This is a genomic window from Candidatus Phycosocius bacilliformis, assembly GCF_003112735.1.
Classification (GTDB): domain Bacteria; phylum Pseudomonadota; class Alphaproteobacteria; order Caulobacterales; family Aquidulcibacteraceae; genus Aquidulcibacter; species Aquidulcibacter bacilliformis.
This window is the reverse complement of record NZ_BFBR01000007.1, coordinates 96,338-119,989: the sequence shown is the minus strand read 5'-3', so window position 1 is coordinate 119,989 and position 23,652 is coordinate 96,338. Positions and strand designations below refer to the sequence as shown.

Below are 23,652 nucleotides of genomic sequence, written 5' to 3'. Positions count from 1 at the left end.
TCGGGTGCGGTTTGGTGGACCAGAGGGATCACCAAAGCGCGTCCAGATAAAAAGAAATCCAAAACAATATCATCCCCGCCGGAGCGTTAGCGCAGAGCGGGGACCCCCTCGTGAATGTGCGCAATGAGATCCCGGCTCGGCTTCGCCGTCCGGCATGACACGCTGTTGTGGATGTGTTGCTCTCCTCCCCCGCGTGCGGGGGAGGGGGACCCTGCGCAGCAGGGTGGAGGGGGTGTTGTGGAAGCTCAGCCACGCTAACGCCCCCTCCGTCAGCTTCGCTGCCACCTCCCCCGCTTGCGGGGGAGGACATTGGGACGTCATCCCCGCCGGAGCGAAGCGAAGAGCGGGGACCTCCTTACGCATGTGCGCCACAAGGTCCCGGCTCGGCTTCGCCGTCTGGGATGACAGCGTTGTGGGAGTTGCTCTCCTCCCCCGCGTGCGGGGGAGGGGGACCCTGCGTAGCAGGGTGGAGGGGGGGCGTTGTGGAAGGTCGGCCACGCTGACGCCCCCTCCGTTAGCTTCGCTGCCACCTCCCCCATAAACGGGGGAGGACAATGGGGCGTCATCCCCGCCGAAGCGTAGCGCAGAGCGGGGACCTCCATGCGCATGTGCACCACAAGGTCCCGGCTCGGCTTCGCCGTCCGGGATGATACGCTGGTGTGGATTTTGCTTTTCCACTTAGTACCGTTGCCGCAACGGGCCCCCCTTGCATCGCACTGCCAAGCCGCGCACAAGGCCTGCCATGATCCTGATTATTCACCCCGAACTCGCCCTCGCCCAGTCGCTTATGGAACAGATCGCGCCCTGTGCCCGGCTGTGGGAAATTGACGATGTGGCCACATTCGCCCAAGGCCCCGGCCAAGCGGTGCGCGCCATTGCCTGTATTGGCGGCAAGCGGACGGACCCCGCACTGTTTGGCCTATTCCCTAAGCTGGAGGCGGTAATCGCCGCAGGGGTTGGCGTGGATGGCGTCGACCTCAAAGCGGCCGAGGCATTTGGTATCTCGGTCTGCAATTCACCGGGGATCAATACGGATGATGTTGCTGACTTGGCCTTAGGCTTGTTGATTGCCGGTGAGCGCAACATCATCGAGCTTGACGGCTTGGTCCGCCGGGGAGAGTGGGCGGACGCCTTAACCCATGCGCCACGCTATCGTTTGCGCGGGCGGACTTTGGGCATTCTTGGCATGGGGGCCATCGGCAAAGCGATAGGTGTACGTGCCGAAGCCTTTGGGCTGAATGTGATCTGGTCTGGACCCAACCCTAAGCCTGACATCATTTGGCCGCGGGTCGAGACAGTTTTGGAATTGGCCCGCCAGTCCGATATTCTGATGCTGGCCTGCCCGCTGACAGAGGCCACGCGCGGAATTGTGTCGGGCGAGGTTTTGGCCGCTTTGGGATCAGAAGGGGTGCTGATCAATGTGGCGCGCGGCGGTGTGGTCGATGAAGCGGCCCTTCTGAAGGCCCTGCGCGAGCGGAAGATTTTGGGCGCGGGCCTGGATGTGTTCGAAAATGAACCGACCAACCCGAAGCTCTGGGCCGATCTGCCCAATGTGGTGCTGACACCCCATGTCGCCGGACGCACCCGCGAAAGCGTGCAAGAAGCAGTACGTGCCGCGCTTGGCAATCTTATGCGCCTTTATCAAGGTCAACAGCTTGAAAATCGGGTGATTTAGTCCGCTTTAGGCTCTGTCAGGGCGACCAGCATGTCGGCAAGATGGACTGGATAGATCGTCTCTTGCGTTGTGCGAACGTCATGAAGGCTCCACCAACGCGCTATATCGATGGTGTCAGCTTCCATCTCGTTGAGACCGGCAGGATTGAGCGCGACATCACTCCGCCAGAGGGCAAAGAACACACCTTGCTGGCGATAGGCGATACCATTGAAGTGATAGGACACATCTTCATGTCCAACCACCTCGCCCAGGTCAGCCGGTGAGACTTTGAGGCCGACTTCTTCCCACAATTCGCGCGCCGCAGCTTCTTGTGCGGTTTCGCCCGGATCGATTTTACCGCCGGGGGTGAACCAGAAGGCAGGCCGATCGGCTTCAGCGGGATCCCGCCCGCGCAGCAGAAACACCTCTCCGGCATGATTGAGAATGAGGACGCGGCCAACCTGCCGGATTGGGCTGTTGGCCGCGGTCATCTTGCTTTAGCCTTCAATCGGACCCATGGCGGTCTGCAGGTAATTTTGCAGGCCCAGCTTGTCGATCAGCTGCAATTGGGTTTCGAGAAAGTCGATGTGCTCTTCGGTGTCTTCGAGGATTTTAGCCACAATATCGCGTGAGACATAGTCGCGCATCTTCTCAAAATGCTCGATCGCGTCTTTCATTTGACCTTGGCCGCGATATTCCACCGCAAGGTCTGCCGCCAAGCATTCAGGGACGTTTTCGCCCAATTTCAATTTATGCATATCCTGCATATTGGGCAGGCCGTCGAGCATGAGGATGCGCTCAATCAGATAATCGGCGTGCTTCATCTCGCCGATGGATTCCTTGTAGGTGATGTCCCCCAGCTTGGTCAGGCCCCAATTTTTATACATGCGCGCATGCAGGAAATACTGGTTGATGGCTGTCAATTCGTTGGTCAGGATGGTGTTCAGACGCGCGATCACGCCCTCTGCAGCTTGCATGGGAGGCTCCTTATTTGTTCTTGAGTATAGGCGGGTAGGGGGATTCGACAAGCAGCGCTTATTCGGCGGCCAGTCTGAACACCTTATTTTGCTGATCGATCATGTCCTGCATGTCGGGAACACACCGTCCACATTGGGCCCGACAGCCTTGGCGCTGGAAGATTTCAGCCGGTACACGTGCGCCATCGGCAATAGCCTCGTGGACCACACGCTCGCGAATTCCATTGCAATTGCAGACATACATGCGCGGTCGCCGATCTCTTGCTTGTGAGAGTCATTCTTAGTTAGCATGATGAGGGTCTAGTTGCAAGTGCTTCGCAATTTTATTTTCCTGCTTGCATCGGTGCGTGACGTTGGGGGCCTTTCTCGTTTGGGTAGGCTGCCCAAGGTGGAATGGCCAAAATCCTCAACACTAAATAGCTAATTGACCATGGCTCATTATTAATGCAGGTTAACTAAAAAACCTATGATTGGGAGGGGTAACAATGACACTCAAGAAATTCCTGGGACTCTTATTCTGTCTGGGGCTGGTCGTTCCAAATATTGCGGTGGGTGCAGAACGAGAAAATAGTGCTCGAAAAAACAAATGGAGCCCTGAAAGTCGGCCAAATGACTATGTTACAGCATTGACTCTCAGTCCTGAGGCCCAGCAAATGCTTAATGGCAGCCCTGAAAGCCTTACCCTTCCAACTAACGCACCCAATGATGCCGTCCTGATCTTTTTGGCGAAAAAAAGTGAGGCAACCAATCGCGATATCCGCATCGCTCGCGCGACTGCCATGTCGATGATCATGCGGTCAGACGAGATTTGCGAAGCCTATATGGCTAGTTTCCTGACGAAGACCCAGTTTACGCGTGGCGGTTTGCGGGTCGCCAGTCTGGCCTTCAGCACAGCTGCCGGGGTAACCACGCCAGTTCGCGATGCTAATCGGCTGTCAGCGCTGGCCTCACTCCTGTCGGGGTCAGAGGAAAAACTGTACGAGACAGTTCTTGGTAAGCGCGCTCCTGAATTGCTGTATCGGTCGGTCATGGCAATTCGCACGCGGGAGCGAACAAAGTTGCTGAAAATCCTCAACGACGAAGAATTCAAAGACATTGGACCAGCGATGGTTATTGGGCAGATCACCGATTATCACAGCCAGTGCGGCCCCATCACCGGATTGAATGGGATCGACCAGTCTGTTCAAGATGCGGCCGATACAGCGATCGACAAGGGAACGAAAGCCGCACGTGACTTCTTGAACGCAGAGCCACAACAACAAGACGGAAAGAGCTAAATAGGGCTGGCTTTCCTCGTCACCCTAAAAGAAAAGGCGGCCAACTCGGGCCGCCTTTTTTGTTTGATACGTGTCACGCCGGGTTAGGCGTTGGCAATGCTGCCATCGGCTGGCGCATTGCGCAGCGTGCGCTGGATCAACTTCTGCCAATGCAACAGCGAGACCAAATGAGCATAGATCGCACCCAAGCAGCCCTTTTGCTTCAATTCCAGCAATTTCGCTGCCGGCAATGCATTCAGCTTTTCTTCTGATACGCCGACATAATCGGCAACCTTTACTTGCTCGCCCTGCGACCCGTCCGCATTGGTCGGCGTGAAGGTCACGCTTTTTTCTTCCAAAATGTCCATGGAATTGATGACCTGCATGAACTCTTCTGTGGCGCGGCGCTGGCGCTCGAAGTCCTGTAGGAATTCCATTGCATTATTTGTGTAGGCGGTGGGCTGGCCATTTTCGAACAATGGCAGATCGGGGTTTTCGCCAATCATCTCGGCTTGGGTGTCGATGCACACCACGAAATTGTCGCCACCTTGGTCGGCGGCAAACACAAATGGATAGCGCCGAATGAAGGCTGGAATATAGCCGTCGAGCTCCCAATTGCCAGTCTGGTCAACAAAAAGGTTTTCGCCCGAACGGGCCGACAAAACCGCCAAAGGCGTCTTGCGGTCTGGCGCGAAAATGATCGGCAGCGACGTTGCCGCCATGCCAAACTCTTGCACCGTCAGAGGCACCACATGGGTTGTCTCCACAAAGCCGAAGGGGCGCTCGATATTCTTCAGGCCCAATTTATTGTGGGCTTCCAGAGACAGGGGCTCTGGATTTTTGTACAAAAGGACGCTGCCGCTAAGGGCTGGCGCACCGGTTTGGGCGTCTGACATGGTGAGAAACTCCGTTAAGTCGCGGGCTTCTAGCGGTTTCTCGACCAAAGGCCAAGTTTGCTCTGCAATTGGGGGATTTCTTGACCTGATCGGATTTGCAGGGCAGCCTGTCGGCTTAACTGTTCGTCGGTTCTGTCGGAGGTTTCATGACCCAGGTTAGGTTCCCCCATACCTCCTCATTCCCGCATCAATCGGTCTTAACAGGGGTGGTAGCAGCGCTGGCTTGCGCGGGTCTGATGGCACTTGTCGGGCCTGCGCGCGCGCAAGAGCCGACAATTCCCCCTGCAGTAATGACCAAGTTTCGTGCCTGTCTTGCCTCAACTCAGGCTGAAAAAGATTGCAGCGCGATGATTTATGACGCCTGCCAAGCCGCCCATGACCAGCCCGATACCACTTTATCCATCACCGAATGCGCCATGATGAGCCATAAGGGCTGGGACATTATTCTGAATGAGCGCTATCGCACGTTGATCGCCGCTTCGCCGCCCGATCTGAAAGTTAAATTACGTGCTGCGCAAAAGGCATGGATCAGTCTGCGCGACGCCGATTGTGCCGCCATTTATGAAGCCAATAAGGAAGGGACCATCCGAGGGCCATTGTATGCCTTTTGTATGGTGGAGCATACAGCCGACCGGGCCAGCTGGTTGAAATCCTTCAACGAGAACTAGACGCTCTAACGCCGGGCTGTATCGCTGGCTTTCCGCAAGGCTTCAAACTCATCGCCCTTGGTCCATTGGGGCCAAGTCCTGGAATTGGCGATTTCCAGCATCAAGCTACGCGTTGCCGTCAGATCCATTAAAGCCCCAGCAAAGTCAAAGGCCGGATCATATTCATCCTGTGGCTTATGATAGCGCTTATCGAACCATTCCTTGGTTGCAGCTTCGCCAGCTGCAACCCCGCCCTTCACCAAAGTGGTGCCGCTGGTCGGGAACATGGCAGGCACCCCGGCGCGGGCAAAGGGGAAATGATCAGAACGGTAGAACAGGCCGAATTGAGGATTGCGGTCGGGGGTAAAGCTGCGTCCCTGCGCGGCCAGAATGGCCTTCATGCTGGCATCGAGACTGGTTTTACCAGCACCTGGAAACTCCATCTCAGTGGTCGCACCGCGATGGGCCAGCATATCGAGGGTAAAGGCTGCGGCAGTCTTTTCAAGCGGAAAGCTGGGGTTGTTGACGTAATAGTCTGATCCGAGCAGCCCCTGTTCCTCTGCTGCCCACGAGGCAAACACGATGGAACGGGCAGGTCTTGGGCCATTGGCAATGGTGCGCGCAATCTCCAAAACACCTGCCATGCCCGACGCATTGTCCATCGCCCCATTATAGATCGCATCACCATTAATCGGCTCACGTATGCCCAAATGGTCGTGATGGGCACCGATCAACACAGTCTCGTCAGGCCGACTGGCACCTTTGAGCACGCCAACCACATTGCGCGTTGCGATGGTCTCCCGGCTGACACTGATGTCAATGGTCGCAGTCTGGTTCAGGGCCACTGGTTTGAAGCCAGGTGTACGCGCAGCCTTTTTCAAGACGTCAAAGTCGAGCCCGGATTTGCGGAACAATTCCACTGCAACATCGCGCTGCATCCAACCTTCGATCGCAACAAGCGAGGCCCCGGCATCAGGCCGCACAAAGTCAAACCGTGTGCCGTTGGAATTGCGCACCACGCCCCAGCCATAGGCTGCGGGGGCATCTTCATGCACAATCAGGACACCGGCTGCCCCGGCTTTGGCGGCAGCCTCATATTTATAGACCCAGCGGCCATACCATTGCATGGCCTTGCCGCCGAACTGGCCTGCTACCGGCTCTCCTGGAGCTGCCTCAAAGTCAGGATCATTGATCAGGACAATAGCGATCTTGCCATGCCAATCGACCCCGGCATAATCATCCCAATTCTTTTCTGGCGCGCGCACGCCATAGCCTGCAAACACCAAGGGCGCATCGGTGAGATTATAGGAACTGCCGTCAGCGCGACGGCTGATCATCATCACATCCTTGCCCTGCTGCCAGATCTCATCCTCGACGCTGAATGTACCGCGTGCGGCGGTGGAAAAGCGGTTGAGCTGGAAGTTCTGGAACCAAGTCCCCTTGTCGCCTGCAGGTTCAAGACCCAGCGCGGCCATCGCGCCGGCGACATAGGTTGTCGCCATGTCATCGCCGCGCGTGCCGGGGCTGCGCCCTTCGAAGAAATCATCTGACAAAGTCTTGATATGGGCGCGCAGGCGCCCGTCATCGATGGGCGGGTAACTGGCTTGTGTCGACGCCGTCGAGCCAGCTGTCTGGGCAAAAGATGCGGTGAGCCCGGCAAAGCCGAGCGCCAGAACCAAGGCTGTACCTGCCAGAATGCGTGTCATGATCTGCCCTCAGACTGCGGTTGCACCACCATCGATCACAAAGGTCTGGCCGGTGGTAAACGCCCCGGCACGGGAGGCCAGGAATACCGCCATACCGGCAATTTCATCAGGCTGGCCGATGCGCTTGAGGCAAGAATGGGTGGTTGCTTGTTTCAATGTGGCAGGATCTTCCCACAATGCGCGGGCAAAATCGGTCTTGATCAGGCCCGGCGCGATGCAATTGACCGTCACCCCATCAGGGCCATATTCCAGCGCCAAATTGCGCGCCAATTGCATATCGGCAGCCTTAGAGATGTTGTAGGCACCGATAATATTGGTGGCCTTCAAGCCGCCGATTGACGAAATGATGGTGATATTGCCTGCCTTGCGCGCCACCATTTGCGGGGCGACCATCGAGATCAGCCAATGGTTTGAGATGATGTTATTCTGCAGGATTTTGGCGAACACATCATCGGCAATGCCTGCCATCGGGCCATAATAGGGATTGGAGGCGGCATTGCAGACCACAATGTCAATCTGGCCATAGCGTTCGTTTGTGGCATCGACCAAACGCTGTAAATCTTCTTTCGAGGAGATGTTGGCAGGAACTGCCAGCGCCCGGCCGTCGCCATGCTTGGCATTGATGGCATTGGCAACCTCTTCACAGGGGCCCGCCTTGCGCGAGGATACCACGACATTGGCACCATGATCGGCCATTTGTTCCACAATGGCCTTGCCGATGCCACGTGAGGAACCGGTGACAATCGCGGTCTTGCCGCTGAGATCAAAAAGGCTGGTCATGATTTTCCCCCTGAGGTTTGTTTATTGAGAACGGCCGGCATTGTCTTGGGTGCCTGCCATCAAGCATCGCTTAGGCGACGATGGCATAGTGTCTTGCCATGGCTTGTTCAACGGGGAAAGAGCCTTGTAACCAAAGGGGCCGCTCTGTCACAGCAAGCCCCTATCCGGCCTCAACCATGTGTGCCATCAAGCTTATCCAGCCGTGCTTGAAGGGCGGCCATTTGCGCACGCATGGCCATCAATTCCTCGCTGGGATCAGCCTTGGGCGGGGCTTTGGCAGCGGGGCGCAAGCTGGTGGGAACCAGACCGCCAGTAAAGGCGCGGGCGGCTTCGGCCATGACTGTCATATTCGCGCGCACGGCTTGTTGAAACAGCTCAACCGGAGCCGACAGATCTATTCCGCCACTCAAGGATTTTGAAAAATGCTCCCGGCTATCGGTAAAGCTCTTCATGGCCAGATCAAGATAGGAGGGCAGGAAGCCTTGCACACTATCGCCGTAGGAGCGGATAATATCGCGCAGGAAGCCAACCGGCAAAAGATTATTGCCCGAACTTTCTGCCTCCAAGATAATCTGGGTCAAGATTGAGCGGGTAATGTCATCCCCGGACTTGGCGTCAAAAACCACGAAGTCCACCCGGTCGCGCACCATTTGAGCCAGATGATCCAATGTCACATAGGCCGAGGTCGCCGTGTTATAGAGCCGCCGATTGGCGTACTTTTTGATGGTGACGACAGACCCTGCAGAGCCATGATGTGGGGTGGTTTCGGGTGAGGTCTCAGCCAAAATGAACTCCCTCGCGTATAAAAACGCGTCATTTATGCCAGTTTCGCCGCACTTCTTCGCAGATGCAAGAGAATTGGGCAGGTGCGAAACGCAAGTTGCAAACTCTGCTCCTGCCAGCTCAGCGCCCGGTCTGCGACCAATGGCTGCACAAGACCAAAGTCGTGGGTGGGTGACCTCAGTTTGCGATTGACGCCACCGCTTTTCTTGCCCAAGACAGGCCCAAGTCAGTGAAGATCGGCCATGAGGCCGCAAACATCTCACGTCTTCTGGGACACAAACCTTCGAAAGGCATCGCCATGAGCACGTCCGACATCGTCATCGCATCAGCAGCCCGCACCCCGATTGGTTCTTTTTCTGGTGCCTTTGCAACCGTTGAAGCCCATGAGTTGGGCAAGACCGCCATCATGGCTGCTTTGAGCCGGGCCGGTTTGGCGGGTGAGGAAGTCTCAGAAGTGATTTTCGGCCAAGTACTGACCGCAGGCAAAGGGCAAAATCCTGCCCGGCAGGCGAGCCGTGCAGCGGGGATTTCAGATGCCGCTCCAGCTTGGCTGGTCAATCAAGTTTGCGGCTCAGGCCTGCGAACCGTCGCACTGGCTGCCCAGCAGATCATGACCGGCAGTGCTGATATTGTGGTCGCTGGGGGCCAGGAAAGCATGAGCCTGTCGGCCCATGCCGCTTATATGCGGGCAGGCACAAAGATGGGCGATCTAGGTCTGGTCGACACCATGATACGTGATGGTCTGACTGATGCTTTCTTCTCCTATCATATGGGCATCACTGCCGAGAATGTTGCCGAAAAATGGCAGATTACCCGCGACGAGCAGGACCAATTTGCCACCGCCAGTCAGAACAAGGCCGAAGCTGCCCAAGCCGCAGGCCGCTTTGATGCTGAGATTGCTTCGGTAACGGTGAAGGGCCGTAAAGGTGATGTGGTGGTCGAAAAGGACGAATACATCCGCAAAGGGGCAACGATTGAGGCCGCCCAAGCCCTGCGCCCGGCCTTCAAGAAGGACGGCACTGTGACGGCAGGCAATGCGTCTGGCATCAATGATGGTGCGGCTGCCTTGGTGGTGATGACGGCTGCCGAAGCGGCCCGTCGCGGCCTGACACCCCTTGCCCGTATCGCCTCGTTCGCGACGGCCGGTGTTGATCCGTCCATCATGGGAACCGGCCCGATCCCGGCCTCCAAGCGGGCGCTGGAAAAAGCCGGTTGGAAAGTATCAGACCTTGATCTGATCGAAGCTAATGAAGCTTTTGCGGCCCAGGCCATCGCGGTCAATCGCGACATGGGTTGGGATAGCTCAAAGGTCAATGTGAATGGTGGCGCGATTGCACTCGGCCATCCTATCGGGGCATCCGGCGCACGCGTGCTCGTCACTCTGTTGCATGAAATGGCCGCCCGCGATGCCAAACGCGGTCTGGCAACCCTGTGCATCGGTGGGGGCATGGGCGTGGCATTGTGTGTGGAACGCTAAAGCCGTATCGCCTGCCAAGCGGCTCTAACCGGGCAGATCAGCCCTTTAGAGCCGCAGCATAGAGCATGTGATAATCAGCCTCAGTTGCCCGACGTGGGTTTGACAGATGGGCAATGTCGGCCAAGGCATTGGCGACAATGCCGTCGGCATGCTCTGGCCCCAGTCCCAGTAAGGACAGATTGGCGGGAATGCCAAGCGATTGGTTGAGGGCAAATAAGGCTTCGGCCAAATCTGCGCTGGGGGCCAGACCCATCGCGTCGCGGATCATGGCTTCAGCCTCGGGCCGTGCGCCATGATTGAAAATCATGACATGCGGCAAGAAGATCGCATTCAAGGTGCCGTGATGCAGGCTGGGGCTTTTGAGCCGCCCCGCAGCATGGGAGAGGGCGTGCACACTGCCCAGACCTTTAACAAAGGCAAGCGCGCCTTCGGTTGAGGCCATCATCATGTGCCAGCGTGCATCCCGATCCTTGCCATCTTGAACCGCGCGCAACAGCATGCCGTCGCGCACGGCCCGCTTGATCCCGTCGGCCGCGATGGCATCACCGGGTGGATTGACCGCAGGCGACAGGATGCTCTCGATACAATGGGTGACCGCATCCATCCCGGTGGCTGCCGTCAGGCCCGCGGGCAGGCCCAATGTCAAATCAGGATCACAAATGGCAATGGCGGGGATCAGATGTTTGGAGACAAACAATTCCTTGATGCCGGATTCCAAAACAATAACCGCCCCGATGGACACTTCTGATCCAGTTCCCGACGTGGTGGGAATTGCGATCAAAGGCGGGATTTTGCTGATGTGGCGCGACCCCCTCTGCGCCGCCCCGAAGCGGGCCAGTGGACCTTCACCATGGACCAAAATGCCCACGCCCTTGGCCAAGTCCATCGATGAGCCCCCGCCCAGCGCAATCAAGGAATCCGCGCCTGCTTCACGATAGAGCGCCAAAGCTGCCAGCGTAGCGGCCTCGGTGGGGTTGCCAGGAGTTTCATCGAAAATGGCAGCAGGTGCCCCCTCAAGGGCGTCCAGCACATGTTGCAGGAGACCTGCGGCGATGATCCCTTTGTCGGTCACGATCAAGGGCCGACTGGCCCCCAAGCTCGCCAATGCCTTGCCGGTCTGGCTGACGGCACCATGATCAAAGCGCGTATCGGTCAAATAGGGGATGCTGGCCATGGCAAGTTTCCTGAGCAGGATGTTTTGTGCAACCTTATTGCCCCACCGCGCGGGCTGCAATGTGGTCACATGTGCTTGAACACATAGACCGGAGGGAAATGCAAAGCTAAGGCATCACACACAAACGTTTAGCCCTGTTTCGCCAAGGAAACCTGCCCCATGTCCAGCCCGATTTTGTCCGTGCGTGATCTAGCCGTGACATTTTCAACGCCTGACGGACCCGTGCAGGCGGTCCGCGGCATCAATCTGGACATCTTACCCGGTGAATGCGTCGCCGTTGTTGGGGAATCAGGATCTGGCAAAAGCCAGACCTTTATGGCGACCATGGGACTTTTGGCTTCCAACGGAACGGCCACAGGCTCAATCAAGTTCAAGGATCGTGAGCTTCTGGGCCTTAAGGCTACAGACCTCAATGCCATTCGCGGCAAGCAGATGGCGATGATCTTCCAAGACCCGCTGACGTCGCTGACCCCACATATGAAAGTGGGCGAGCAGATGTATGAAGTGCTGCGCCTGCATATGAACATGCAAGGCGAGGCGGCAACCAAACGCTGTGTCGATTGGCTGGAGCGGGTGCGTATCCCTGAAGCCGCCCGCCGCCTCAATCAATATCCCCACGAATTATCCGGTGGCATGCGTCAACGGGTGATGATTGCGATTTCCATGCTGTGTGAGCCTGCACTGCTGATCGCAGATGAACCAACAACGGCCCTGGATGTGACCGTTCAGGCCCAAGTGCTCGAACTGATGGATGAGCTGAAGCGGGACTTGGGGGCAGCCATTGCCTTGGTCACTCACGACATGGGGGTTGTGGCGCGCTTGGCCGACAAAGTGCAGGTGATGAACAAAGGCCAATATGTTGAAACCGGCGATGTACGCCAGATTTTTGCGGCCCCCAAAGACCCCTATACACAAAAGCTTTTGGCGGCCGTGCCCCGTCTCGACAGACCCCAGCGGCTGGGCGTGCAATTGGCCGACCCTCCCAAGCCATCTGACCCAATTCTGGTCGAAGCCAAGAATTTGCAAATCTATTTCCCGGTTAAAGTCTCTAGTGGCTTGTTTCCGCGTACCCAGCCTTTGCGGGCTGTGGATGGCGTGGATCTGACCATCCGGGCCGGTGAAACAGTGGGCGTGGTGGGTGAATCGGGCTGCGGCAAGTCCACCTTGGCACGGGGTGTGTTGCGTTTGGTTCCGACCACGGCGGGCGAGGTTGTGTGGCTGGGCAAAGGCGTCACCGACGCCCATCGCCGCAAACTACGCGACTCGCGCAAGGATTTGACGATTGTCTTCCAAGACCCGCTGGCCAGCCTTGATCCGCGCATGACGATTGGCGCGTCGATTGCTGAACCCTTGCAAGTCCATAAGCCGGGGATCGGCAAGGTTGAGCGCGACAAGATGGTCAAGGAGATGATGGGGCGTGTCGGCCTCAATCCTGATTGGATCAACCGCTATCCGCATGAGTTTTCAGGTGGCCAAAACCAACGGGTTGGTATTGCGCGCGCGATGATCCTGCAACCCAAATTCGTGGTGTGCGATGAAGCAGTCTCTGCGCTTGATGTGTCGATACGCGCCCAAATCATTGATCTGTTGCTCGATTTGCAGCGCGAATTTGGTCTTGCCATGTTGTTTATCAGCCATGACCTTGCTGTCGTTCGCGAGGTCAGCCACCGTATCATGGTGATGTATCTGGGGCGGGTCGTGGAAACCGCCGACCGCAATTCCATCTATCTCAACCCACGCCATCCCTACACCCAAGCTCTGATTTCAGCCGCCCCTATCCCTGACCCCGAAATTGAGAAGGCGCGGCCCCGTATCCGTCTGGAGGGTGATTTACCAAGTCCCCTCGACCCGCGCGCCCAATTGCGCTTCATGAAATCCAAACTGGTGGAGGGCACGGGTCCTCAGTACCGCCCGCAATTGATCGAAATTGGACCCGGACATTGGGTGGCCGAACACGATCCGGTCACCGCAGGCTGAGGCCGTTAGCTGTGCCGACAACCCCTTGCGCGGGGGGAGTTTATCCTGTCACATAAGCCGATGAAAATCGGCAGTTGAACCTGCCGCTCATGTGACGGGAGGCGCGCCCATGGCGATCAATTATGAGCATGTGATGTCTTTGACATCTAAGGATCAGGAATTCTCCTACGGGGACCGGGAAACCATGCTCTATGCGCTCGGGATCGGTCTTGGAGCCGATCCGATGGATAAGACCGAATTGGCCTTTGTGTATGAGAATGGTTTGAAAACCATCCCAACCATGGCCACGGTGATTGCTTGGGGCGCAGGCCGGGTCGGCGATACCGGCATCAATTACGCCATGGTGGTGCATGGCGAACAGCGGCTAACCATGCACAAGCCCTTGCCGTCGGCGGCCACCATTCTGGCTGACAGCAGATTTGTCGATTGTCTGGACAAAGGGGCGGGCAAAGGCGCGGTGCTGATCAGCGAAACCACCATTCGTGACAAGAAGGATGGCAGCCCCTTGTGCACATTAACTTCGTCCATCTTTGCGCGCGCTGATGGCGGCTTTGGTGGGCCGAGCGAAGGCGGGCCAGCCTTGCACGCGATACCTGACCGTGCGCCCGATCTTGAGGTCGACATACCAACCTCGCCCGATCAAGCCTTGATCTATCGTTTGTCTGGTGACCGCAACCCACTGCATGCCGACCCAGATTTTGCCAAAATGGTTGGCTTTCCCCGCCCAATCTTGCATGGCCTATGTACCTATGGTTTGACCTGTCGGGCGGTCCTCCAAGCCTATTGCGATATGGACCCAACCCGGATCCAGTCCCACGATGTGCGGTTTTCTGCCCCCGTTTTCCCCGGCGAGACCGTGAGTGTGCAACTCTGGCGCGATGGGGATGTGGTGTCGTTTGAGGCGCGGGTAAAATCGCGGGATGCTGTTGTGATCCGCAATGGCAAGACCGTGCTCGCAGGCTAACTCTGGATAGGAACAAACCAATGCAGATGACACGACGGGATGCGCTGATGGGCACCGGGGCACTGGGTGCCATGGCTTTGCTGGCCAGCTGTGCGGACAAGACTGCGGCCAACCCAGACTTGAAGGCTTTGATCGACAAGATCACCACGGTGATCTTGAAGGATTCCCCAGAGTTTGCCACCGGGCTTGCTGTCCCCGAGGTCTTGGCAGGTGGGCCTTATAAGGGCCGGGTGACTGACATGTCGGCTTCAGCCGAGGCGAGCCGCTTTCAACAAGTCAGCGACTGGGTTGCCGCTTTGGAAAAGTTCAAGCCTGACAGCCTGAACCCAGCCGATAAGCTGACCCATTCGGTCGTATTGAGCTTGATGACCTATTCAAAGGAATCCGCCAAGTTTGGCTATGGTAATGGCAGCTTTGGCTGGCCCGCGCCTTATATGGTGTCGCAGCTCAGCGGCAGTTACGTCGGTATGCCTGACTTCCTCGATAGCCAGCATGTGGTGAAAACCAAGGATGATGGAGCTGCTTGGCTGTCGCGGCTTGACGGTTTTGCCGGTCAGATGACTGCTGAAGTCGAGCGGGTTAGGGCGGATGCGGGCCGGGGGGTGGTTCCGCCGAATTTCATCATTGACCGCGCCTTAGGCCAATTGCGGACTTTTGTACGCCAGCCCGCATCTGAAACTGTGCTGGTGGCAAGCCTTGTGCGTAAAGCCAAAGAGGCTGGCCTTGATCATGCGGCTCTCCAGGCCGAAGCAACCAAATTGGTGACCGACAAAGTCTTGCCAGCTTATCAGGCCCAAATTGCCGTGTTGGAAGAATTGCGCGGTAAGGCGACGGCTGATGCTGGGGTATGGAAATTGCCTGATGGCGAGGCTTATTATCAGGCGGCCTTGGGATATTCGACCACCACCAAAATGACCGCTGAGGAGATCCATCTGCTCGGTAAGGATTTGGTGGCTACTTACAATGCCCAAATGGAGGAAGGCCTGCGGCAATTGGGCATGACCAAAGGCAGCGTGTCCGAGCGTGTGCAAGCCCTCAGCAAGGATCCAGCCTATCTCTATCCCAATACTGAAGCCGGCAAGACGCAATTGCTGGCTGACCTCAACAAGCAGATGGCGGATCTTAAAGTGCGTCTGCCCGAAATGTTCGCCACCTTTGCCAAGGCCGATTGTGAGGTCAAACGCGTCCCCGCCTACACCGAGGCAGGCGCGCCAGGGGGCTATTACAGCCAGCCTGCCCCCGATGGCAGCCGCCCTGGGGCCTATTATATCAATCTGCGCGACACGGCGAGCTGGCCGAAATGGACTCTGCCAACCTTGACCTATCATGAGGCCCAGCCCGGTCACCATTTGCAGATATCCATCGCTCAAGAAGCTCAGGACTTGCCATTCCTGCGGTCCAAAATGCTCTCGTTCGGGGCTTATGCAGAGGGCTGGGCCCTTTATGCCGAGCAATTGGCCGATGAGATGGGCTTTTACGAAAATGACGTCCCCGGCCGAATTGGTTACGCCCAGTCTGCGGCCTTCCGCGCCGCACGTTTGGTGGTTGACACCGGCCTGCATGCCAAGAAATGGACCCGAGAGCAGGCGGTTGATTATATGGTCGGTGCCACCGGCGACAGTCGCGATAATATCATCACAGAGGTGGAGCGTTATTGTGTTTGGCCAGGTCAGGCGTGTGCCTATATGGTTGGCAAGACCAATATCATCCGATTGCGCGCCGCTGCCAAAGCTAAACTAGGTACGGCGTTCGACATTAAGGCCTTCCACGACCAAATCCTGTTGCCAGGTCCCATGCCTTTAGACGTGCTCGATCAGGTCATTCTCGACTGGCAGAACAGCGTGAAAGTTTGAGAAGGCAGGCTCGGATCGGGCTAGGGATTGGTCAGCAAAGCCAATGCCTTGGCGTGTAATTCAGGACAGCCCGCTGCAATAATGTCACCCCCTTTGGGGTGGTGACGGCCGTGCCAGTCGGTCACCACACCACCTGCTGCCTCCACAATGGGAATGAGGGCGGCGATGTCGACATCTTTCAAGCCGGGTTCGACCACCAAATCGATGTGGCCGTGGGCGAGGAGGGCGTAGGCCGTGCAATCAAGGCCGTAACGGGCAAGCCGGGTGGCAGCCCGTAGGCTCAAAAAAGCCTGTTTGTGATGGGGTTCAAATAAAAAGGGGTCGGTTGTGGCTAGAATAGCCTGATCCAAAGCGGTCTTCTTGCGCGTGACCAGAGGCTGGCGCGCCCGCCCGCGTGACCAGAAGCCGCGCTCGGGGCTGGCGGCCCAGCGCTCGCCTGAAAAGGGCTGGTCCATGATGCCAATGCGCGCGCGATCTTCATAACGCGCCCCGATCAGAACGCCCCATGTGGTTGTCCCGGCGATGAAGGCGCGGGTGCCGTCAATCGGATCCAATACCCATGTCCATCCCGACGTGCCGACATGATCGTCAAACTCTTCGCCGACAATCGCGTCTTCGGGCCGCTCAGCACGTATTTTGGCGCGCATGGCCTGTTCGGCTGCTTTGTCCGCAGCAGTGACTGGATCAAAGCCTTGTTCAGCTTTGTTCTCAATCGCCGCACCGGCGCGGAAATAGGGCAGGATGGCCGCACCAGCCACATCGGCCAGTTCATGGGCGAATGCCAGAACCTGCTGGGTGGATTCTGGTCTCATCAGCGGCCAGGTGTCAGGCGCAGCACTTTGCCTTCAGGGTCGTCTGTCAGCACGATCAGGCTGCCATCGGGGGCTTGTATGATGTCGCGGAAACGTTCTTCTCGGTCTGTGAGATAGGTCTCCTGAGCCTTGACTTGGCCATTTTCCAGATCAACGCGACGCACCTGCTGGCCTGCCAATGCAGTTACCAGAAGATCACCCTTCCATGCTGGAAACAAGTCGCCGGTATAGACCACCATGCTCGAAGGCGCGATGGAGGGCACCCAATAGATCAAGGGCTGCTCCATCCCGGCTTTTTTGCTTTCAAGACTAATGGGGGCACCTGAATAATCCACCCCATATGTAATCACGGGCCAGCCGTAATTACGACCTGGAGTCAGGATGTTAACTTCATCACCACCCTTTGGGCCATGCTCGTGAGCATATAGGGTTCCACTGACTGGATCGTGCGCGATGCCCTGCACATTGCGGTGGCCATAGGTGTAAATCTCAGGCCGTTTGCCGGCTTGGCCGACAAAGGGATTATCAGGCGCGGGCTGTCCTGTATCGGTGATGCGCACGATCTTGCCAAGGTCACTGGAAAGGTCTTGGGCCTTGTCCCGATATTCATAGCCGTCACCCAATGTCACAATAAGCGTCTTATCGGGCAAGAATAGGAGCCGTCCGCCGTAATGGGCTTGGGTTTGACGCTCTGGGATAGAGTCAAACACTGGCTCGACATTGACGAGCTTGCTCCCATCAAACTGGCCACGCACCACGGCGGTGTGATTGGCTGATTTGGTTCCCTTGGCATAGGCCAAATAGACAAGGCGATTGCTGGCAAAATCTGGATGCAAAGCCACATCAAACAGGCCGCCCTGACCGTCGTTCAACACTGGCGGCACCCCGCCAATCGGCTCGGCCACCAATTTGCCGTCCTTGATCAGACGCAACCGCCCATCCCGTTCTGTCACAAGGATCGCCCCATCGGGCAAAATGGCGGCCCCCCATGGGAAAGCGAGGCCACTGGCCAGTTCAGTGACCTCGATCTTTTGCGAAGCCGACGCTGCGGCGGGGGGTTGTGATGGTGCTGCCGGCGCACAGGCAGCCACAAATCCCAAGACAGCAAGGGGAATCCAAGTCAGACGCATGAAGGGTTACATCAATCCTTTTTAGGCTTTGGGGCACGGATCAACTTACGCTCCATGGCCTCTTCAGGGGTAATTGCGACAAGGCTTGCCAAAGTGCAAACCGATGTCTCGTGCGATAAAGCTCGGAAGATCAATGTGCTATTGACGCTCAAACCGGTTGTATGGTCGCCAATTTCCAGTGAATGGGCATCACGGGGATCGCCAATGCCGCGGCACAATAATTCACCCCGCAGCCAATTATTACGAGCCGCTTCCAAATAGATAATCCGGTCGCTTCCGTCTTCGCGGCGAACATCAAAATTGCGGATGCTGCGGCTCATCATAACACGCGCATTGGGCCGCTGCGAAAACGGCAATGGTTGCGTTTCCGCTGCCGTATTGCTGGCAGTAGGCTCGCTGATAGCTTGGGGGGTGCTCAGTGCGGTCGTGATCATAAAGGCTAAAGATATCAGCATGATACGCTCCCATTTCAGGATGGCAATCTCAGTGGTCCTTACGAACTCACCTCACCCAGCTTGCTGATAAGTTTAGCGCCGCCAGCCCGTGTCGGCAAGGGTATGGCAATGCGAGGCTGCTAAAGGGAGAAACATGCCTGTCGTGTTGGATCGGGTGCCACTTGTGGCACGTTTATGGGATCAATCAGGCAATAAAACATTGGTCTGCCGGCCAGTCAGCCTAGGCAGTTCTCAAATAAAATGGCGACCTCAAGGGTCGGTATAACTGATCGGCTCAGACCGATCAGGCTTTGGCGTCAACCATGACCCCGCGCATCGCAGCGCGTTCCTCATCATCGGCACGAATAGTGAGTTCACTTGCCAGATCTTCCAGCGGCCAAATCCGTGTCACTTCGCCGGTCTCCCGGTCGACAGACTTATAGATGAAGCCTTGGGAGCCCTTGTTCTTTTCGATGACAAGCGATGTATTGTTGCCAATGATCTTTTCGACCATTGCCAGACGTTGTTGGGTGTCGAGCTCGCTTTGCACCGGCTCGAAAGCACTTGGCTGATCCGTTTTGCCACTGCCACGCCGGTAATCAGGTGCGGGCGGACGATCACCAGATGCCTGGTTCCTGATGCTTTTGGATGCTGGTTGGATAACAGCCTCCTGCCCCTGACGTATCGGAGCAACGGGTGCGGGCTGTACCAGCGAGATATTTTTGGTCTCGATGTTCATCCGATCCTAGGACGATGTCGCCATCAGTCCCCTCCAGTTCTTGTGTAAAGGACCCATTTACTAAGGTATCCAGGCCTTCGTGGCCCGAAATTAGGCTATCATGGAGGCGTCAAGGGATGATTGAATCACTCGTTCGGATTTTAGATAAAATTGAGTCAAATCGGTTCATAAAGAACAAAAAAATCAGGCCCGACAATGAGTCGGGCCTGAAACAGGTTAGCTGATCCAGGTTTAGCGGAACAGCGACAGAGCCGTTTGCGACGAGCCATTGGCAATCGACAGAGCTTGCACGCCCAATTGTTGCTTGACCTGCAGAGCTTGCAGCTTGGCGCTTTCCTTGGCCAGATCGGCGTCGGCAATCGCCCCGATCCCGTTGCTCAATGCATCTTGCAGTTTACCGACGAAATTGCGGTGAACTTCAAAACGTTTGGCACCAGCACCCCAAGTCGCCAATTGGGTACCCAAGTTGGTAATCGAGGTGTTGACTTGACCAAGTGCTGTCGTCGACGTGGTTGTGTCGGTCAATACAGCTCCCGCTGCCACTGTGACGACAGTCCCGCCGAGCGCCAAGCTGGCACCAGCAACTGTGATGTTGTTGCTACCGGACGCGTCGCCCAAGGCGATGGCGCTGTCAGGAGTTGCCTTGATCATGTTCGCGCCATCAAAGACGGCGTTGGCGATGACGCTGGTGATCTGATCGCGCAATTGGACAAAGTCAGCTGCCAGAGCAGCTTGTGCAGAGGCCGAGTTGCCAGGCTGGGTACCAGCCAAAGCCTTACCCTTCATTTCGTTGAGCAATTCCATGATGCTTTCACCTGCAGCAATGCCGGTGTCGAGGATGGAAGAAGCCCGGTCGACAGATTCACGCACGCGGTCGTAAGCAGTTACGTCCGAGCGCATTTTGTTGGCGATGGCAAACAATGCACCATTGTCTTTAGCCGAAGCCACTTTCAGACCCGTTGCAATGGTATTTTGGGTCTTATCCAACTGATCGTTGGTGCGGTTCAAGGTTTGCAAGGCAATCATTGAGCCGGAATTAGTATTGACGCTGATCATTCTTGATCTCCTCACGAGTACAGATGTCACGCCCTTCAGGCATGAAAGTCATTCAGACTTGTCGGAAGGGTAGGACTCAATCACGGATTATTGATGTGGGAGATCGGTGCAATTTTATCGATCTGAGAATTTAGCAGCCAGAATCAGGAATTTTTACAGAACAAATCAAATATGCGTGGGTTGGTGATGAGCATTCGACTCTATTTTCGTCAAATCCACCCGTGTTGAACTGACCCGCTATAGCTGATCTGTTCGTGAATATAAGCCGAAACAAGGAGGGCTTGGACATGAATGTCCAAGCCCGCTCCAAGTTGGTCTTCGATTTTGTCTTAGCGGAACAGCGACAGAGCCGTTTGCGAAGAACCATTGGCAATCGACAGAGCTTGCACGCCCAATTGTTGCTTGACCTGCAGGGCTTGCAGCTTGGCGCTTTCCTTGGCCAGATCGGCGTCAGCAATCGCCCCGATCCCGTTGCTCAATGCATCTTGCAGTTTACCGACGAAATTGCGGTGAACTTCAAAACGTTTGGCCCCGGCACCCCAAGTGGCCAATTGTGTGCCCAAATTGGTAATCGAGGCGTTCACATTGGTCAGTGCCGTGGTTGCATTGGCTGTGGTGTCCACGCTTTGGGCCACCGTCACCGTCACAACTGTCCCTGCCAAGGATAAATTGGCCCCAGTTATGGTTATATTGTTGCCACCCGATGCATCACCGAGGGCGATGGCGCTGTCGGGCGTGGCCTTAATCATATTGGCCCCGTCAAACACCGCATTAGCAACAATATTGGTGATTTGGTCCCGCAATTGGGTGAAGTCGGCATTGAGCGCGCTGGCAGCCGAAGTCGACAGGCCAGGCTGGGTACCCGCCAAAGCCTTGCCCTTCATTTCGTTGAGCAATTCCATGATGCTTTCACCTGCAGCAATGCCGGTGTCGAGGATGGAAGAAGCCCGGTCGACAGATTCACGCACGCGGTCATAAGCAGTTACGTCCGAGCGCATTTTATTGGCAATGGCAAATAATGCGCCATTGTCTTTAGCCGAAGCCACTTTCAGACCCGTCGCAATCGTGTTCTGGGTCTTGTCGAGTTGGGCGTTGGTCCGGTTCAAGGTTTGCAAGGCAATCATTGAGCCGGAATTGGTATTGACACTGATCATTCTTGATCTCCTTTGCAGGTCGCCATGCTTGCCATTTGGGCAAGCGCATCACGGCGACCTCACAAAAAAGTTATCCAATAAACCAATTGGATTAGTGATAAAGAAAGAGAAAATTTTATCTAACTCGAAGTAATACATGAATAATTTTCGAAAATGTCAGTCATTGGCATAGTATTTGAAATAAAAAGGGCCCGAAGTTGGTGACTTCAGGCCCTTATTTTTTGATGTTATATCTTAAGTTTAGCGGAACAATGACAACGCTGTTTGCGACGAGCCATTGGCAATCGACAGAGCTTGCACGCCCAATTGTTGCTTGACTTGCAGGGCTTGCAGCTTGGCGCTTTCCTTAGCCAGATCGGCGTCAGCAATCGCCCCGATCCCGTTGCTCAACGCGTCCTGCAACTTGCCGACAAAGGTGCGGTGAACTTCCAGGCGCTTTGCCCCTGCGCCCCAGGTTGCGAGGCGTGTGCCGAGGTTGTCAATGGACGTGTTGATCAAGCCCAGTGCCGTGGTGGCGTTCGCCGTAGTCGAGATGTCCTGGTTCTGTCCAAAGCGCATAATTTCGGTACCGGTAACGGCTGCCGTTGTGGCCCGCAACTGAAGACCTGCACCAGCCACTGTGATGTTGTTTCCTCCGTTGGCATCACCCAGAGCAATGGCATCACTCACTGTTACGGCTGTGGTTCCATTGGCTTGGAAGTTGCGGATCATGTTGGCCCCGTCAAAGGACGCGTTTTCCACTACGCTGACGATTTGGTCACGCAACTGGGCAAAGTCGGCGTTCAAGGCAGACTGAGCGGAGGCAGAGTTGCCTGGTTGGGTTGCGGCCAGAGCCTTGCCCTTCATTTCGTTGAGCAATTCCATGATGCTTTCACCGGCCGCAACGGCGGTGTCGAGGATGGAGGCGGCGCGGTCAACCGATTCACGCACGCGGTCATAGGCCGTGACATCTGAGCGCATTTTGGTAGCAATGGCGAACAAAGCACCATTGTCTTTGGCCGAAGCCACTTTCAGACCCGTCGCAATCGTGTTCTGAGTCTTGTCCAACTGGTCGTTGGTACGATTCAATGTTTGCAGCGCAATCATTGAACCGGAATTGGTATTGACGCTAATCATTCTTGATCTCCTGACAAGTACTGATCTCATGCCGTTTCGACACGAAGGTCATTCGGACCCGTTGCCAGTCTAATTTAGGAGGCGTGAATAACCCTTAGGCAATTCGAGAAAATTTTATCTAACTCAGAGTAATGTGTCTAATTTTGATCACTTTTTTGTATTTTATAGTTATAACTTCAGTATAAAGAATGCTGCCCATAAATGAAAAAGGCCTGAGATTAAAACCTCAGGCCTCAGTTTCATTTTGTTATATTTATGGTTTACCGGAACAGCGACAGAGCCGTCTGCGACGAGCCATTGGCAATCGACAGGGCTTGCACGCCCAATTGTTGCTTGACCTGCAGAGCTTGCAGCTTGGCGCTTTCCTTGGCCAGATCGGCGTCAGCAATCGCCCCGATCCCGTTGCTCAATGCATCTTGCAGTTTACCGACAAAATTGCGGTGAACTTCAAAACGTTTGGCACCAGCACCCCAAGTCGCCAATTGTGTGCCAAGTGCCGTGATGGAGTTGTTGACGTTGGTCAATGCCGTTGCAGCGTTAGCCGTCGTATCGACGACTTGAGCTGCGGTCACGGTGATGGTGGTCGAGCCCAAAGCCAAACTGACGCCAGTGACCGTGATATTGTTGGTCCCGTTGGCATCACCCAGGGCAACAGCATTGTTGGGTGTCCCTGAAATCATGTTCGCGCCGTCGAATACGGCGTTGGCGATGACGCTGGTGATCTGATCGCGCAGTTGGACGAAGTCGGCGTTCAGGGCAGATTGGGCGGAGGCGGAGTTGCCAGGCTGGGTTGCAGCAAGGGCCTTACCCTTCATTTCGTTGAGCAATTCCATGATGCTTTCACCTGCAGCAATGCCGGTGTCGAGGATGGAAGAAGCCCGGTCGACAGATTCACGCACGCGGTCGTAAGCAGTTACGTCCGAGCGCATTTTGTTGGCGATGGCAAACAATGCACCATTGTCTTTAGCCGAAGCCACTTTCAGACCCGTTGCAATGGTATTTTGGGTCTTATCCAACTGATCGTTGGTGCGGTTCAAGGTTTGCAAGGCAATCATTGAGCCGGAATT

At 56.0% G+C, this 23,652-nt stretch carries 23 protein-coding genes; 7 read left to right on the top strand and 16 right to left on the bottom strand.

The window, feature by feature from the left end; all coding sequences use genetic code 11:
- Positions 1–742: 742 nt before the first annotated feature.
- Positions 743–1,675 (top strand): 2-hydroxyacid dehydrogenase, encoded by a 933-nt coding sequence (locus tag PbB2_RS11800; RefSeq protein ID WP_108985523.1) that lies wholly within the window; start codon positions 743–745, stop codon positions 1,673–1,675.
- On the opposite strand, the gene PbB2_RS11795 is transcribed toward PbB2_RS11800, so the two are convergent.
- The 3 genes from PbB2_RS11795 to PbB2_RS11785 are packed head-to-tail and all read right to left on the bottom strand — an operon-like array spanning position 1,672 to position 2,875.
- Complete coding sequence (locus PbB2_RS11795; protein ID WP_108985522.1) at positions 1,672–2,145, bottom strand: NUDIX hydrolase; 474 nt, start codon at positions 2,143–2,145, stop codon at positions 1,672–1,674. The two genes, PbB2_RS11800 and PbB2_RS11795, sit on opposite strands and share 4 nt — an antisense overlap.
- 6 nt (positions 2,146–2,151) lie before the next feature.
- The gene (bfr, locus tag PbB2_RS11790; protein ID WP_108985521.1) at positions 2,152–2,631 is read right to left on the bottom strand and encodes a bacterioferritin; all 480 of its coding nucleotides are present in this window, start codon (positions 2,629–2,631) and stop codon (positions 2,152–2,154) included.
- 58 nt (positions 2,632–2,689) lie between these two features.
- A complete protein-coding gene (locus PbB2_RS11785; RefSeq protein WP_108985520.1) occupies positions 2,690–2,875 on the bottom strand; it encodes a (2Fe-2S)-binding protein in 186 nt (61 codons plus the stop codon).
- A 241-nt stretch (positions 2,876–3,116) separates the two neighbouring features.
- On the opposite strand from PbB2_RS11785, the gene PbB2_RS11780 reads away from it, so the two are divergent.
- Positions 3,117–3,908 (top strand): hypothetical protein, encoded by a 792-nt coding sequence (locus PbB2_RS11780; RefSeq protein WP_108985519.1) that lies wholly within the window; start codon positions 3,117–3,119, stop codon positions 3,906–3,908.
- A gap of 83 nt (positions 3,909–3,991) precedes the next feature.
- Here PbB2_RS11780 and PbB2_RS11775 read toward each other — a convergent pair whose 3' ends face one another.
- Positions 3,992–4,783 carry a SapC family protein gene (locus PbB2_RS11775; RefSeq protein ID WP_108985518.1) on the bottom strand — a complete coding sequence of 264 codons (792 nt, stop codon included), beginning with the start codon at positions 4,781–4,783 and terminating at the stop codon, positions 3,992–3,994.
- A 146-nt stretch (positions 4,784–4,929) separates the two neighbouring features.
- Here PbB2_RS11775 and PbB2_RS11770 point away from each other — a divergent pair, with 146 nt between their 5' ends.
- Positions 4,930–5,451 carry a lysozyme inhibitor LprI family protein gene (locus PbB2_RS11770; protein WP_108985517.1) on the top strand — a complete coding sequence of 174 codons (522 nt, stop codon included), beginning with the start codon at positions 4,930–4,932 and terminating at the stop codon, positions 5,449–5,451.
- Positions 5,452–5,456: 5 nt separating this feature from the next.
- On the opposite strand, the gene PbB2_RS11765 is transcribed toward PbB2_RS11770, so the two are convergent.
- The 3 genes from PbB2_RS11765 to phaR all read right to left on the bottom strand — a co-directional run bounded on the left by PbB2_RS11765 (position 5,457) and on the right by phaR (position 8,701).
- Positions 5,457–7,136 carry a M28 family peptidase gene (locus tag PbB2_RS11765; RefSeq protein ID WP_108985516.1) on the bottom strand — a complete coding sequence of 560 codons (1,680 nt, stop codon included), beginning with the start codon at positions 7,134–7,136 and terminating at the stop codon, positions 5,457–5,459.
- A 9-nt stretch (positions 7,137–7,145) separates the two neighbouring features.
- On the bottom strand, positions 7,146–7,916 hold the full coding sequence (locus tag PbB2_RS11760) for an SDR family NAD(P)-dependent oxidoreductase (RefSeq protein ID WP_108985515.1): 771 nt from the start codon (positions 7,914–7,916) through the stop codon (positions 7,146–7,148).
- Positions 7,917–8,086: 170 nt separating this feature from the next.
- Complete coding sequence (gene phaR, locus PbB2_RS11755) at positions 8,087–8,701, bottom strand: polyhydroxyalkanoate synthesis repressor PhaR (protein WP_108985514.1); 615 nt, start codon at positions 8,699–8,701, stop codon at positions 8,087–8,089.
- Positions 8,702–8,997: 296 nt separating this feature from the next.
- Between phaR and PbB2_RS11750 the strand changes: the two genes are divergently transcribed.
- Positions 8,998–10,176, top strand: coding sequence for an acetyl-CoA C-acetyltransferase (locus PbB2_RS11750; RefSeq protein WP_108985627.1), 1,179 nt, complete (start codon positions 8,998–9,000; stop codon positions 10,174–10,176).
- 37 nt (positions 10,177–10,213) lie between these two features.
- Here PbB2_RS11750 and PbB2_RS11745 read toward each other — a convergent pair whose 3' ends face one another.
- A complete protein-coding gene (locus PbB2_RS11745; protein WP_108985626.1) occupies positions 10,214–11,350 on the bottom strand; it encodes an iron-containing alcohol dehydrogenase in 1,137 nt (378 codons plus the stop codon).
- Positions 11,351–11,509: 159 nt separating this feature from the next.
- Between PbB2_RS11745 and PbB2_RS11740 the strand changes: the two genes are divergently transcribed.
- From PbB2_RS11740 to PbB2_RS11730, 3 genes are all read left to right on the top strand, one after another.
- Positions 11,510–13,327: an ABC transporter ATP-binding protein gene (locus PbB2_RS11740; RefSeq protein ID WP_108985513.1), complete on the top strand. Its 1,818-nt coding sequence runs from the start codon at positions 11,510–11,512 to the stop codon at positions 13,325–13,327.
- A gap of 109 nt (positions 13,328–13,436) precedes the next feature.
- Positions 13,437–14,291, top strand: a complete 855-nt coding sequence (locus PbB2_RS11735; RefSeq protein ID WP_108985512.1) for a MaoC/PaaZ C-terminal domain-containing protein — start codon at positions 13,437–13,439, stop codon at positions 14,289–14,291.
- A gap of 20 nt (positions 14,292–14,311) precedes the next feature.
- Positions 14,312–16,144, top strand: a complete 1,833-nt coding sequence (locus tag PbB2_RS11730) for a DUF885 domain-containing protein (protein WP_238164992.1) — start codon at positions 14,312–14,314, stop codon at positions 16,142–16,144.
- Between the two features lie 20 nt (positions 16,145–16,164).
- Here PbB2_RS11730 and hisN read toward each other — a convergent pair whose 3' ends face one another.
- The 8 genes from hisN to PbB2_RS11690 form a co-directional block, all read right to left on the bottom strand.
- The gene (gene hisN, locus PbB2_RS11725) at positions 16,165–16,956 is read right to left on the bottom strand and encodes a histidinol-phosphatase (RefSeq protein WP_108985511.1); all 792 of its coding nucleotides are present in this window, start codon (positions 16,954–16,956) and stop codon (positions 16,165–16,167) included.
- Complete coding sequence (locus tag PbB2_RS11720) at positions 16,956–18,086, bottom strand: PQQ-dependent sugar dehydrogenase (protein ID WP_108985510.1); 1,131 nt, start codon at positions 18,084–18,086, stop codon at positions 16,956–16,958. The genes hisN and PbB2_RS11720 overlap by 1 nt, the downstream gene beginning before the upstream one ends.
- A gap of 11 nt (positions 18,087–18,097) precedes the next feature.
- Positions 18,098–18,541 carry a hypothetical protein gene (locus PbB2_RS11715; protein WP_108985509.1) on the bottom strand — a complete coding sequence of 148 codons (444 nt, stop codon included), beginning with the start codon at positions 18,539–18,541 and terminating at the stop codon, positions 18,098–18,100.
- Between the two features lie 283 nt (positions 18,542–18,824).
- Positions 18,825–19,259, bottom strand: a complete 435-nt coding sequence (locus tag PbB2_RS11710) for a hypothetical protein (RefSeq protein ID WP_108985508.1) — start codon at positions 19,257–19,259, stop codon at positions 18,825–18,827.
- Between the two features lie 231 nt (positions 19,260–19,490).
- Entirely contained in the window at positions 19,491–20,315 is an 825-nt protein-coding gene (locus PbB2_RS11705) for a flagellin (protein ID WP_108985507.1), read from the bottom strand.
- Positions 20,316–20,644: 329 nt separating this feature from the next.
- A complete protein-coding gene (locus tag PbB2_RS11700) occupies positions 20,645–21,469 on the bottom strand; it encodes a flagellin (protein ID WP_108985506.1) in 825 nt (274 codons plus the stop codon).
- 240 nt (positions 21,470–21,709) lie between these two features.
- Positions 21,710–22,585: a flagellin N-terminal helical domain-containing protein gene (locus PbB2_RS11695; protein ID WP_108985505.1), complete on the bottom strand. Its 876-nt coding sequence runs from the start codon at positions 22,583–22,585 to the stop codon at positions 21,710–21,712.
- Positions 22,586–22,845: 260 nt separating this feature from the next.
- Positions 22,846–23,652 (bottom strand): flagellin (locus PbB2_RS11690; protein ID WP_108985504.1); only part of this gene is annotated, 807 nt, incomplete at its 5' end.